Source organism: Pseudomonas sp. S2_B10, assembly GCF_054668425.1.
This window is the reverse complement of record NZ_CP162768.1, coordinates 5,056,882-5,070,257: the sequence shown is the minus strand read 5'-3', so window position 1 is coordinate 5,070,257 and position 13,376 is coordinate 5,056,882. Positions and strand designations below refer to the sequence as shown.

At 61.4% G+C, this 13,376-nt stretch carries 8 protein-coding genes; 2 read left to right on the top strand and 6 right to left on the bottom strand.

What is annotated here, in order from left to right:
* Positions 1-104 precede the first annotated feature (104 nt).
* The 6 genes from AB4O45_RS22545 to AB4O45_RS22520 all read right to left on the bottom strand — a co-directional run bounded on the left by AB4O45_RS22545 (position 105) and on the right by AB4O45_RS22520 (position 9,958).
* Positions 105-3,311, bottom strand: coding sequence for a transporter substrate-binding domain-containing protein (locus tag AB4O45_RS22545; protein ID WP_460160571.1), 3,207 nt, complete (start codon positions 3,309-3,311; stop codon positions 105-107).
* Between the two features lie 10 nt (positions 3,312-3,321).
* A complete protein-coding gene (locus AB4O45_RS22540; RefSeq protein ID WP_056784337.1) occupies positions 3,322-3,954 on the bottom strand; it encodes a response regulator transcription factor in 633 nt (210 codons plus the stop codon).
* A gap of 125 nt (positions 3,955-4,079) precedes the next feature.
* Positions 4,080-4,514 (bottom strand): ANTAR domain-containing protein, encoded by a 435-nt coding sequence (locus tag AB4O45_RS22535; protein WP_041478514.1) that lies wholly within the window; start codon positions 4,512-4,514, stop codon positions 4,080-4,082.
* A gap of 230 nt (positions 4,515-4,744) precedes the next feature.
* Positions 4,745-7,444 (bottom strand): magnesium-translocating P-type ATPase, encoded by a 2,700-nt coding sequence (mgtA, locus tag AB4O45_RS22530; protein WP_460160570.1) that lies wholly within the window; start codon positions 7,442-7,444, stop codon positions 4,745-4,747.
* A gap of 560 nt (positions 7,445-8,004) precedes the next feature.
* Positions 8,005-9,342, bottom strand: a complete 1,338-nt coding sequence (locus AB4O45_RS22525; RefSeq protein ID WP_236169444.1) for a lysine N(6)-hydroxylase/L-ornithine N(5)-oxygenase family protein — start codon at positions 9,340-9,342, stop codon at positions 8,005-8,007.
* A gap of 133 nt (positions 9,343-9,475) precedes the next feature.
* Positions 9,476-9,958, bottom strand: coding sequence for a sigma-70 family RNA polymerase sigma factor (locus AB4O45_RS22520; protein WP_016773904.1), 483 nt, complete (start codon positions 9,956-9,958; stop codon positions 9,476-9,478).
* 280 nt (positions 9,959-10,238) lie between these two features.
* Between AB4O45_RS22520 and AB4O45_RS22515 the strand changes: the two genes are divergently transcribed.
* On the top strand, positions 10,239-11,402 hold the full coding sequence (locus tag AB4O45_RS22515) for an efflux RND transporter periplasmic adaptor subunit (RefSeq protein ID WP_460160569.1): 1,164 nt from the start codon (positions 10,239-10,241) through the stop codon (positions 11,400-11,402).
* Positions 11,403-13,373, top strand: coding sequence for a MacB family efflux pump subunit (locus tag AB4O45_RS22510; RefSeq protein ID WP_460160568.1), 1,971 nt, complete (start codon positions 11,403-11,405; stop codon positions 13,371-13,373).
* The last annotated feature ends 3 nt before the right edge of the window (positions 13,374-13,376 follow it).

Genomic DNA, 13,376 nt, shown 5'->3' with positions numbered 1-13,376 from the left:
CGACTAGACGGTGAAAACCGGCTTGAGTGTTCCATGTGCAGAACAATTGGGTCAGCAGCGCGCATTTCGCGAGCAGGCTCGCTCCCACAGCAGACTGCATTGGTTCAGAGGCACCGTGCGAGGCCGTGCATGGCTTCGCGCAACCTGTCGATGGCACGGTTGATAACTGCGTTTTCACTGCCTCGGCAAGCCGTTTCCAGCTCAACACACGCAACAACAACCCGCGCAGCGCCGACCATTTGCGCGCCGCCCCTGATGCGATGGGCCAGCTCACGCAGGCCGTTGCGGTCGCCGACGTGGATCTGATCCAGAGCCTGGAGATCATCACGCAGGCTGTTGCCGACTTCGTTGCGCAAATGCTCGATCAACGAGTGATCGGTCCCGGCCATCTGCTCCAGGGCACTCAGGTCAATCTCGACCGACTCGGCGCCAGGCGGTTCATCTTCGTGAAGCTCGCAACGGCGGGCGCCGTTCATGGCTTCAGCCAGATCGTGCAAGCGAATCGGTTTGAACAGGCAGCCGTCCATACCGGCATCCAGACAACGCAGGCGCTCTTCGATTTGCGCGTTGGCCGTAAAACCGAGGATCAGACAGGGCCTGCGGCCGCTGGCGGCTTCTTCGTTGCGAATCGCCTGTGCCAGCTCATAGCCATTGCGTCGCGGCATGTTGCAGTCGGTGATCACCACATCGAAGGCCTGGGTTCGCCAGCGGTCCAGCCCCTGTTCACCATCGCCAACGTCTACCGTGCGATGCCCCAATTCACTCAGTTGCCAGCACATCAGCAAGCGATTGACCGGGTGATCGTCCACCACCAACACGCTTAATACACAGGTCGCGGCTGCCGCCTCGGGCGTTGCCAGTGTGGTCGCCACCGACGTCAGCAGCGGCAACTGGATATTGATTTTTACTCGCGTGCCCTGCCCGAGATCACTATCGAGACCCAGCGTGCCGCCCATCATTTCACAGAGGTTACGGCTGATCACCAGCCCCAGGCCGGAACCGCTGCGCGCCGCTTGAGGGCTATTGCTCGCTTGAGCGAACGGGCTGAACAGGCGCTTTTGATCTTCAGCACTTATACCGATGCCGCTGTCTTCGATCAGCACTTGCACACTCACTTGCTCGTGCGATATCGCAACGATCTGCAGTCGCAGGCTGACCTCGCCTGCCTCGGTGAATTTGATCGCATTGCTCAACAGGTTGGACAGCACCTGTTTGAAGCGCGTCGGATCGATCAGCACATCCACGTCGGCGCGCGGATCAAGCTCGATGCGCCACAACAAGCGTTTCTGCCGCGCCAGCCCTTCGAACACTCGGCATACCGATAACACCGTCTCCCGCAGGTTGGCCCGCTCGGGCGCGAGGGACAAATGCCCCGATTCGATACGAGCGATATCGAGAATGTCGCCAATCAACGCCAATAATTGCTGGCCGGCATTCGACGCCACCTGAATCGCCAAGCGGTCGGTGACGCCCTCCTCTGCGCGCTTGAGGGCCAGTTCGAGCATGCCGATCAGGGCGTTCATCGGCGTGCGGATCTCGTGGCTCATGGTCGCCAGAAAAGTACTCTTGGCCCGACTGGCTTCGTCCGCCGCGTCCTTGGCCTGTTGCAGTTGCAGCAACCATTGCTGACGCTGGTGGATCTGCCGGCGCTGCCAGCCAATCCACAGCAGTGCCAACAGAAGCAAGGCAGCTGCGCTGGCGAAACCCAGCAGAATCTCCTGACGGTGGCGCAGCCAGTAGCTGTTCTCGACCACTACATCGTGGCTCCAGCGCTCCACCAGTTCATCCATTTGCTGCGGCGCAATGCTCAGTAACGCCTTGTTCAGGATCGAGTGCAGCAATGCCGATTGCGGCGCCGTGGCCAATGCGATGCGCGCTGGCTGATCGCCAACGGTGCCGGTAATTCGCAGGCGATCGCGGTACTGCCGGGCAATCAGAAAACGCGCCACCAGCAACGAGCTCACCGTTACGTCGACCTGTCCTCGGGCAATCAGCGCCATGCCTTCGGCGGGGCTTTTGACTTCGACCAGACGTAGTCCGGGCACGCGTTGCAACAGGTATTCGCGCAACGGGTGGCCGCGATAGATGGCCAGGCGTTTGCCCGCCAGGTCGTCGAGCGGCAATGGATGTGGCCCGTTCGCCGCACTGACCAGCACGAACGGATTGTTCAGATAGGCGCGGGTGAATTGCAGCTGCGCTTCCCGCTCGGTGCTCGGCGTCACCACCGGCAGGACATCAAGTTCACCCGCCTGGAGCTGCTCGAACTGATCGTTCAACGAGGTGCCACGCACGATCTCGAAATTCAGCCCGCTGCGCTGAGCGATGAGGCTCAACAACTGCGCTGCCAGGCCGTTGAAGCGTCCCTCGGCATCGAAAAACGCCAACGGCGCGAAGTCTTCGACCGCGCCCACCCGCACCACCGGGTGCTGATCAAGCCACTGCTGTTCAGCGGCGCTGAGCTGTACCCGCGACTGTTCGGCCATCTCGGCGAGGCCGACGCTCCAGCGCTGTTCGATCAGATGCCGACGCTCCATGGGCACGGCCAGCAAGGCCTTGTCGACGATGCGTTTGAGCACCACATCGCTGCGCAACAACGCAAAGGCGAACGGATTGGCGTCAAGCCCCGACGGCCCGGCCAATTGCAGGTCGTTGCGATAGTTGGTGTTGATCAGATAATTGGCGCTGATGAAGTCGCCCAGGTACACGTCGTCGGCACCGAAGGCGACCGCGCCGAGTGCATCCATGGCCGAAGCATAAAGCTGCACGTGGGCGCCGGGGTAGAATGCCTGAACATGGGCCAGTGGCAGGTAATCCTCGACCATGGCGATGCGTTTGGCCGTCAGGTCGGCGGTCAGCTTCTCGTCGTGACGCGTGACCAGCATAGGCTGATCTTCAGCATACGGCCGCGACAGAACAAAGGCCGGATCCGCCGCTTCGAAACTGTTCGAGGTGCCCAAAAGATCAACGTCAGCGCGCTTGAGTGCGGCCATCAGTGCCGGCCGATCGGCGAAACGCCGCACTTCGATCCTGATGCCGAGCAGTTGCGCCAGCAGATCGGCGTAATCGGCGGTCAGCCCTTCCAGCTCATGCTGTTGGCGGGTGATTTCGAAGGGCGGGTAATCCGGGCCGGAGATGCCCATGCGCAAAACTGGATGCTCACGCAGCCACTGGCGCTCCCGATCATCGAGGCGGACCTGGATACCCCCAGGTTCGAGGCGCGCCAGCACCTCCAGTGTCTGCGGCTGATCATTCGCCCAGACCGAGGCGGCAAGCCCCAGCCAAATCCCTAAAACCCGCAGTCCCTGCGTCATGTCGAGGTACTCAGATCAAGTGATTGCGCTTGGCGAACTCACGCAGAAGCACCAGCGAACCCAGGCCAAGTTTCGCCATCATGCGGGTCTTGTAGGTGCTGACAGTCTTGTGACTCAGGTGCATCTCCTGGGCGATGGCTTTGTTTGGTTTGCCCAACGCCAGGTTCACGAAAATGCATAACTCTCGATCGGACAGCTGAGCGATCAGCTCCTGTTCAGTGCGTTGAACCGCGTTGTACAGACCGCTGGTATTGGGCAACGCGGAGAAATAGGTGTGGCCGGACATCAGCGCCTTGATAGCATCGTGCAGCAGCGTCAGATGATTGCTCTTGGTCACGTAACCCCGCGCGCCCGCGCGCAAACAGCGCTCCTGGTAATGCGTGGGCTCATGCATGCTGAACACCAGGATCCGACAGCGTGCCGTCGGCGCTTTGATCTGGATTCGCGTCAGCACTTCCAGCCCGTCCATGGACCCCAACCCGAGATCGAGCACGACCAGGTGCGGATCATGCGCGCAAATCAACGGCACGACTTCATTGCCATTGGACGCTTCATGAATCTGCGTGAAGCCTTGAGCCTGCAGGACGATTCGAATGGCCGCGCGCACGACTGGGTGATCATCGACGATCAGCGCTGACTTCATTGGTACTCCTGCAAAATCGAAGACACCGCAACAGTCTGTCCCGGAGTCGGTGGCCGCGCCGGCACTGTTACATGGATGAGCAAGAGAATCACCTGTCAGGTCTGACAGTTGTGCAGAGTGGTTTTTTATGCATTGGCATGGCGCAACGACGCGTGAGAGTCGGGCGGTGCCTGGCGTTCGTCGCAAGCTTCGACTCTCGCCATCACCTGCCCGATGAGCTGTGAATTGGGCAATGGCGTCGGGCTGATCTGCGCGTTTTCCTGAGCAAACCCCGCAACCGCCAGCAAGGGCGCCGACGGTTCGTTGTAGATCAGAGCGTGGCGAACCTGTGGGTGATCGAGCAGAAAGCCCGACAGATCGAGGGAGCCTGCCGCCAGCTCGGCATTGATCACCAATACATCGAACGGCTCGCAGCCGTAGTCGACCAGGGTCAACAATTCGCCGAGATTCTGCACCGGGGCGACGCGGTAGTAGCCGAGCGAGTTGAACAGGCGCTCGATTTTCATGCGATGAAAATGCTGCGGGTCGGCGATCAGGATGCGCAACGCTTTGTTGCTCATGGTCATTCTCCCGGTGAGGTTTGGGGAGGGCAAGACTACGCAAGCGCCGGGGATAGCTCTGTAGGACTTTTCCTAAAAATCCGCTCATTCATCCGGCGGCCCCGACGCACCAATATCCCCTGTGGGAGCGAGCCTGCTCGCGAAGGGGCTATACCAGTCAGAGACGTATTGACTGACACGGCGCCTTCGCGAGCAGGCTCGCTCCCACAGGGGAGAGCATTCCATGGCTGCTATTGCCAGCCGAATCTACGGATGTAGAAGCCTTTCACCGCTTGGGTCAAAGCCATGTACGCGAGCAGAATCATTGGCAGAAACACGAAGTACAGCGACGGCAATGCCTGCAACTTGAAGTAATGCGCCAGCGGGCCCATGGGCAGGAAGATGCCGACTGCCATGATGCCCCCTGTCATGACCAGCAGCGGCATGGCTGCACGGCTTTGCAGAAACGGAATCTTCGGCGTACGGATCATGTGCACGATCAGCGTCTGGGTCAGCAACCCGACCACGAACCAGCCGGACTGGAACAGCGTCTGGTGATCCGGGGTATTGGCGTCGAACACGTACCACATCAAGGCGAAGGTGGTGATGTCGAAGATCGAGCTGATCGGGCCAAAGAACAGCATGAAACGCCCGACGTCAGCCGGCTGCCAGCGCTGCGGCTGTTTCAGCATCTCTTCGTCGACGTTATCGAACGGAATGGCAATCTGCGAAATGTCGTACAGCAGGTTTTGCACCAGCAGGTGCATCGGCAGCATCGGCAGGAACGGGATGAATGCACTGGCCACCAGCACCGAGAACACGTTGCCGAAGTTGGAACTGGCAGTCATCTTGATGTACTTGAGCATGTTGGCGAAGGTGCGCCGCCCTTCGAGCACGCCCTCCTCCAGCACCATCAGGCTTTTTTCCAACAGGATGATGTCCGCGGCCTCCTTGGCGATGTCCACCGCGCTGTCCACGGAAATGCCGATGTCGGCGCTGCGCAGCGCCGGCGCGTCGTTGATGCCATCGCCCATGAACCCGACCACATGGCCGTTGCCCTTGAGCACACGGACGATGCGCTCTTTGTGCGACGGCGTGAGTCTGGCGAAGACGTTGGTCGTCTCGACCGCCACCGCAAGCTCAGCATCGCTCATGCGCTCAATGTCATTGCCCAGCAGCAAACCCTGTTGGCCGAGGCCGACCTCGCGGCAGATCTTTGCTGTGACCAGCTCGTTGTCACCGGTCAACACCTTCACCGCCACGCCGCGCTCGGCCAAGGCCTTGAGCGCTGGCGCGGTGCTTTCCTTCGGTGGATCGAGGAATGCCACGTAACCGATCAGCGTCAGTTCCTGCTCATCGGCCAGGCTGTAAATCTCGCGGCCTGCTGGCATTGAGCGAGCCGCGACCGCCACCACACGCAGACCTTCGGCGTTGAAAGCGCCGGTGACCTGGCGAATCCGCACCAGTAACTCGTCGCTCAAGACTTCATCGACCTCGCCGTGACGCACGCGGCTGCACACCGCCAGCACTTCTTCCACCGCGCCTTTGCAGATCAATTGATGGGGCTGACCGCGGCCCTCCACGACCACCGACATGCGCCGGCGATTGAAATCGAACGGGATTTCATCGACCTTGCGAAAGGCACTGCCGACTTTCAATTCGCGATGGACTTCCACGTGTTCCAGCACCGCCACATCCAGCAGGTTTTTCAGGCCGGTCTGGTAGTAGCTGTTGAGGTAGGCCAGTTCCAGCACAGCGTCAGAATCCTCACCCCAGACGTCGACATTACGCGCCAGAAAGATCTTGTCCTGAGTCAGGGTGCCGGTCTTGTCGGTGCACAGCACGTCCATGGCGCCGAAGTTCTGAATCGCGTCGAGGCGTTTGACGATGACCTTTTTGCGCGACAGGGACACGGCGCCTTTGGCCAGGGTCGAGGTGACGATCATCGGCAGCATTTCCGGAGTCAGGCCGACGGCAATCGACAGCGCGAAGAGCAGCGCTTCGGTCCAGTCGCCCTTGGTGAAACCGTTGATGAACAGTACCAGTGGCGCCATGACGAACATGAAGCGGATCAGCAGCCAGCTGACCTTGTTGACGCCCTGCTGGAACGAGGTCACCGCCCGGTCCGTCGCGCCGACCCGTTGCGCCAGCGCACCGAAATAGGTGCTGTTGCCGGTGGTGAGAATCAGCGCAATCGCGCTGCCGGAGAGAACGTTGGTGCCCATGAACAGAATATTGTCCAGCTCCAGCGGGTTACGCGTGTCGCGATCGGTGTGCCGGGTGAATTTCTCCACCGGCATCGATTCACCGGTCATCGCTGCCTGGCTGACGAACAGGTCCTTGGCGCTGAGCACGCGGCAATCGGCGGGAATCATGTCGCCGGCCGAGAGTACGATCAGATCGCCGGGCACCAGTTGCCTGATCGGCAGCTCCCGGCGTGGGCCATCGCGGCGCAGCACCGTGGCGGTGTTGCTGACCATTGCTTTGAGCGCATCGGCGGCCTGATTGGATTTGCTCTCCTGCCAGAAGCGCAGCAGCGTCGACAGCACCACCATGGAGAAAATCACCACGGCGGCCTTGAGGTCTTCGGTCAGCCAAGAGATCACCGCGAGCAGAGTCAGCAGCAGGTTGAACGGGTTTTTGTAGCAGTGCCCCAGATGGGTCCACCACGGCAGCGGCTGCTCGTGTTCGACTTCGTTGAGGCCGTGTTGCGCACGCAGTGCATCGGCTTCGACCTCGGTGAGCCCCTCGCCGTGCGTGCCCAACGACGACAGCAACGCGGCGCTGTCTTCATGGGCGGCAGCCACCAGCGTACTGGCCAGCGTCGGCGGCACTTCACGGCTGACCCTGGTGTCGTTGATCGAATCCAGCAACGCGAGGCTACGGAAGTGCCGGGCGATGTGACGGCTGCGCAGAAAGCCTGCGAAAAATTCCTTGAGCGTGAGTTTCATGGCTGTGTCCCCTGTGGTCAGCCGGGAAACCGTCGAGCAGGTACCGCCGCGCCCTGGCACCGGGACAACCGGCGCGGCAAGGCTTGGCGCGCCCGTCGGGAATGACAGGCGTGTCGATAGGCGGCGCTGACGACTGAGGTCGCCATCACGCTTGGTTCAGCGTCGTTGAGAAGGACGTCGAGACACGATCCGGAACGGGTCGTGCACGGGATGCCGCTGCTCGCTGTTACGGCGAGACAACGGCAGGGAAAGGCTGCGCGTTATCTTGCCGAGAATCTGCCGGTGATCGAGACCGGCCGACAACTGTCACTCGAACAAGTACCCACTGTGGGTCTCCGCAATTGATGAAAACGCGCGCAGCTTACGCCCGCAGCTAAACCGCTGGAAGAGGTGTTTGCCGGGAATGTGGGGGGTGTTCAGGAAGGGTTCAGATTCAGGATCTGTGGGGCTTTCCATGGCCCCTTCGCGAGCAGGCTCGCTCCCACATTCTGGCCTGCATTCACAGAACCATTGTGGGAGCGAGCCTGCTCGCGAAAGCGGTGTGACAGGCGCCGCATACTTCAGCTGGCAGTCGCCAACAACAGCTCCGCCACCGAGCGACTGTGCCCGCGCTGCTTGCCATGCTCGTACAACGAGCCAGCGATTTCATCGGCGCGAATCGGCAGCACCGACAGCAGCGTATCGCTCAGGCCATGGCTGGCCTGGCAGAAGCCCTGCATATATATGCCGGCCTTGCAGCGCTCGTCGGTGATCAGTTTGTAGTTGCGATCGACTTCGAATTCGCCGAGGTATTCCTCCAGCGGCGCGAGCAATTTGCGGTGCATCTGGCGCTCGTAACCGGTGGCCAGCACCACGGCGTCATAGATTCGCACCGTGACTTCCCCGGTGGCGTTGTTGCGCACGGCCAGTTCGATGCCGTTTGCCGTCGCAGTGGCGCTCTCGACGGTGGTCAGGGTGCGGAACGCATGGCGGGCAATCCCGGAAACCTTCTGCCGGTAGAAGATGCCGTAGATGCGTTCGATCAGGTCGATGTCGACCACCGAATAGTTGGTGTTGTGGTACTCGTTGACCAGACGCTCGCGCTCGACGCTGTTCTGCTGGAACACCAGATCAGTGAATTCCGGCGAGAACACTTCGTTGACGAACGGGCTGTCGTCCGCAGGCTTCAAGGCCGAGCCGCGCAGGATCATGTCGACCTGCACCGACGGGAATGAATCGCTCAGATCGATAAAGGCTTCCGCCGCGCTCTGTCCGCCTCCGATGATGGCGATGCTCATCGGTTGATTGTTCACGCAAGGCTGTCTGGCCATTTGCGACAGATACTGCGAATGGTGGAACACGCGATGATCGCCCTTCAGCGCCTTGAACGCCTCCGGAATGCGCGGTGTGCCGCCAGCGCTGACCACCACCGAACGTGTGGTACGCACGAATTGCTGGCCGTCGCTGCCCCGAGAAATTACCCGCAGCGCTTCAACCTGCTGGTTGTGCAACACCGGTTCGATAAACTGCACTTCTTCACCATAACGGCTCTGCTCGGTGAACTGCCCGGCCACCCAGCGCAGGTAGTCGTTGTACTCCATGCGGCATGGATAAAAAGTGCCGAGGTTGATGAAGTCGACCAGACGCCCGTGGTGCTTGAGGTAATTGACGAAAGAATACGGGCTGGTCGGATTGCGCAGGGTCACCAGGTCCTTGAGGAAGGAAATCTGCAACTCGCTCTGCGTCGACAATGTATTGCCGTGCCAGCTGTAGGTGGCCTGCTTGTCGAGGAACAGCACATCCAGTTCGCCCTGGATCCGGCCGCGCTCTTGCAGGGCGATGGCCAGTGCCAGGTTCGAAGGGCCGAAACCGACGCCGATCAGGTCGTGAACGATGGGCGATGCAATTGCCTGTGTCATTTCCAGTGTCCTCTGGATGAACCCCTCAACGCGGGGAAATAAAGCCTGGGTGGCCTGACCGGCCTGAATCAGGTCAGCAGGTCGTCTGTTGAGTAGGAACGAGGACGATGAAAGGAAATTTAACCGGCGCGGATCACTGGCCATCCCATTGCTGGATGCGCAAGCGGCAATGTTTCATGGCGTTGACGATGTGTTTTTCCACCAGCGCCCGGGAGATGCCGAGGGTCTGGGCGATTTCCGGATGGGACATTCCTTCGATCTTGCGCAGCAGAAAACTGTCGCGGCACAGCGGCGGCAGCTCGGCCAGTGCGCGCTGGAGCATTTCCAGACGCTGGCCGTGATCGAGGGTGCCGTGGGGGGACGGGGTGAAATAGCGCTCTTCGTTGTCGAGCACGTCCAGCGATTCGACCTGACGCAGCGCGTTACGGCGGTGATCGTCGATGACCAGGTTCAACGCGGTGCGATAAAGGAAGGCCCGGGGTTGTTCGATCGGCACCTCGCTGGAGCGCTCCAGCACGCGTACATAGGCGTCATGCACCACATCCTCGGCGACCTGACGGTTGCCCAGTCTGGCGTTGAGGAAACACACCAGCTCACGATAGTAGTTTTCCAACATGACTCCCGACCGCATCGATGCCGTTTCTGTCCTTGAGCGCACTGATCAGACCTGCGGATCACGCAGTAGCAAGATAGTGGCAACTTGAGGTGCGTAATTTATAGTAATTCTCATATAGATTTAAAGAGTTGATTCCATATCCCGGACAAATAGTCGTCGCCCGGCGTGCGGTAACTCGATGTGTCTGCGGCTAAATTCCGTCGCCCATGCCTCGTTTACAGGACAGCCCCTGTGTCTGTCGTGCCTTGCGACGGGCCGCAACCACTGGCCGGAACCCTGCATGAATCGTCCCCGCCCCGCCCGTCGCGCGCTGTTTGCCGCCCTCTGTCTGATTCCCGTGATCGCCGTTGCTGCCTGGCAAGTCTTGCCACCCGGTCGCGACGCCGTTGCCACTGTGCAGGTCAGCCGGGGCGATATCGAAAACAGCGTGACGGCGCTCGGTACCTTGCAGCCGCGCCGCTATGTGGATGTCGGGGCGCAGGCTTCGGGGCAGATTCAGAAGATTCACGTCGAGGCTGGAGATACGGTCAAGGAAGGCCAGTTGCTGGTGGAAATCGACCCGTCGACACAGAAAGCCAAGCTCGATGCCGGGCGCTTTTCCATCGAAAACCTCAAGGCGCAGTTGCAGGAGCAACGCGCCCAGCACGATCTGGCGCAGCAGAAATACCAGCGCCAGCAGAAACTCGCCGCCGGTGGCGCCACCCGCGAAGAAGACGTGCAGACCGCCCGCGCCGAGGTCCGCGCAACCCAGGCGCGCATCGACATGTTCCAGGCGCAGATCCGCCAGGCCCAGGCCAGCCTGCGCAGCGACGAAGCGGAGCTCGGTTACACGCGCATCTATGCGCCGATGAGCGGCACCGTGGTCGCCGTCGGTGCGCGCGAAGGCCAGACCCTCAACGCGCAGCAACAGACCCCGCTGATCCTGCGCATCGCCCGACTGTCGCCGATGACGGTATGGGCCGAAGTTTCGGAGGCCGACATTGGCCATGTCAAACCCGGCATGACCGCTTACTTTACTACCCTCAGCGGTGGCACTCGGCGCTGGAGCAGCACGGTGCGGCAGATCCTGCCGGTGCCGCCGCGTCCGCTCGAACAGAATCAGGGCGGCAGTCCCACCAGTGGTCGCAGCGGCAGCGAACGCGTGGTGCTGTACACCGTGCTGCTCGACGTCGACAACGCCGACAACAGCCTGATGACCGACATGACCGCCCAGGTGTTCTTCGTCGCCGAACAGGCGCAGGACACCCTGACCGTGCCGACTGCCGCTTTGCAACCGGGTTCGCGTCCGCAGTGGCAGCGGGCGCAGATCGTCGCTGCCAACGGTGATGTTCAGGCGCGCGAAGTACGCACCGGCATCAGCGATCGCCTGCGCACCCAGGTGCTCGAAGGTCTGGATGAGGGCGAGCATGTTCTCAGCGCGCCGGCCGCCGGTCATGGAGGCTGAATGCACACGCCTCTGATCGACCTGCGGCAAATCCGCAAAGCCTACGGCGGTGATGACAGCCCGCGGGTGGAAGTGCTGCGCGGGATCGATCTGTCGATCCATGCCGGCGAATTCGTTGCGATTGTCGGCGCCTCCGGTTCAGGCAAATCGACGCTGATGAACATCCTCGGTTGCCTCGACCGTCCCACCAGCGGCGAGTATCTGTTCGCCGGGGAAAATGTCGCGCAGCTGGACAGTGATGAACTGGCCTGGCTGCGCCGCGAAGCCTTCGGTTTTGTCTTTCAGGGCTATCACCTGATCCCGTCCGGCTCGGCGCAGGAAAACGTCGAGATGCCAGCGATCTATGCCGGCACCCCGGCCGCCGAGCGCCATGCCCGAGCTCACGCGCTGCTGGAACGTCTCGGTCTCGGCACTCGCACCGGCAATCGTCCGCATCAGCTTTCCGGCGGCCAGCAACAGCGGGTGTCGATTGCCCGTGCGCTGATGAACGGCGGCCACATCATCCTCGCCGACGAGCCGACCGGCGCCCTCGACAGCCACAGCGGCGCCGAGGTCATGACCCTGCTCGACGAACTCGCCGATCAAGGCCATGTGGTGATCCTCATCACCCACGACCGCGAAGTGGCGCAACGGGCCAAACGCATCATCGAAATCCGCGACGGCCTGATCATCAGCGACATCGCCGAGCACGCGTGCGCGCCGCCTGCGGCCAATCCCGGGGCGTTGCAAGCGGTCGACCTGCGCCAGCGCCTGAGCAGCGGCAGCAACCAGACCGGCGCCTGGAAAGGTGAACTGGTGGACGCTGTACAAGCGGCGTGGCGAGTGATGTGGATCAACCGCTTTCGCACCGCGCTGACCCTGCTGGGCATCGTCATTGGTGTGGCCTCGGTAGTGGTCATGCTCGCCGTCGGCGAAGGCAGCAAGCGTCAGGTCATGGCGCAGATGGGTGCGTTCGGCTCCAACATCATTTACCTCAGCGGCTCGGCGCCGAACCCGCGTACGCCGGAGGGCATCATCACCCTCGACGACGTCGCCGAACTGTCCGCCCTGCCCCAGGTGGAACGGATCATGCCGGTCAACGGCTCGACCGCCGGGGTGCGCTTTGGCAACGCCGACCACAGCAGTTACGTCGGCGGCAATGACACCAACTTTCCGCAGATTTTCAACTGGCCGGTGATTCAGGGCAGCTACTTCACCCAGGCCGACGAGGACAACGCCGCCGCTGTCGCGGTGATCGGCACCAAGGTCCGCGACAAGTTGCTCAAGGATGTCGCCGACCCCATCGGCCAATACATCCTCATCGAAAATGTGCCATTCCAGATCCTCGGCGTGCTTGCGGAAAAAGGCGCCAGCTCCGGCGATTCGGATAGCGACAACCGCATCGCCGTGCCCTATTCGGCGGCGAGCACGCGCCTGTTCGGCAGCCGCAATCCGCAATACGTGGTGATCGCGGCCAAGGATGCGCGCAAGGTCAAGGACGCCGAACAGGCCATCGAACAGGCGATGTTGCGTCGGCACCACGGCAAGAAGGATTTCGAGCTGACCAACAATGCCGCGATGATCCAGGCCGAAGCGCGCACGCAAGGCACGCTGTCGCTGATGCTGGGGGCGATTGCAGCAATTTCTCTGCTGGTCGGCGGTATCGGCGTGATGAACATCATGCTCATGACCGTACGCGAACGTACCCGCGAGATCGGTATTCGCATGGCCACCGGCGCCCGTCAGCGCGACATCCTCCGTCAGTTTCTCACTGAAGCCTTGATGCTCTCGGTGGTCGGCGGTATCGCCGGAATTGGCCTGGCGCTGCTGGTCGGCGGCGTGTTGTTGCTCAGCGGCGTGGCGATTGCCTTTCAAGCGCTGGCAGTGATCGGTGCGTTTGCCTGTGCGCTGGTCACCGGTGTCATCTTCGGCTTCATGCCGGCCCGCAAAGCTGCCCGGCTTGACCCGGTCACGGCCCTTACCAGTGAATGATCG

Bases quoted from the DNA above. Each gene is read 5' to 3' on its own strand.
- mgtA (WP_460160570.1), bottom strand. From the start codon at position 7,444: ATGAAACTCACGCTCAAGGAATTTTTCGCAGGCTTTCTGCGCAGCCGT.
- AB4O45_RS22545 (WP_460160571.1), bottom strand. From the start codon at position 3,311: ATGACGCAGGGACTGCGGGTTTTAGGGATTTGGCTGGGGCTTGCCGCC.
- AB4O45_RS22525 (WP_236169444.1), bottom strand. From the start codon at position 9,342: ATGACACAGGCAATTGCATCGCCCATCGTTCACGACCTGATCGGCGTC.
- AB4O45_RS22520 (WP_016773904.1), bottom strand. From the start codon at position 9,958: ATGTTGGAAAACTACTATCGTGAGCTGGTGTGTTTCCTCAACGCCAGA.
- AB4O45_RS22515 (WP_460160569.1), top strand. From the start codon at position 10,239: ATGAATCGTCCCCGCCCCGCCCGTCGCGCGCTGTTTGCCGCCCTCTGT.
- AB4O45_RS22540 (WP_056784337.1), bottom strand. From the start codon at position 3,954: ATGAAGTCAGCGCTGATCGTCGATGATCACCCAGTCGTGCGCGCGGCC.
- AB4O45_RS22535 (WP_041478514.1), bottom strand. From the start codon at position 4,514: ATGAGCAACAAAGCGTTGCGCATCCTGATCGCCGACCCGCAGCATTTT.
- AB4O45_RS22510 (WP_460160568.1), top strand. From the start codon at position 11,403: ATGCACACGCCTCTGATCGACCTGCGGCAAATCCGCAAAGCCTACGGC.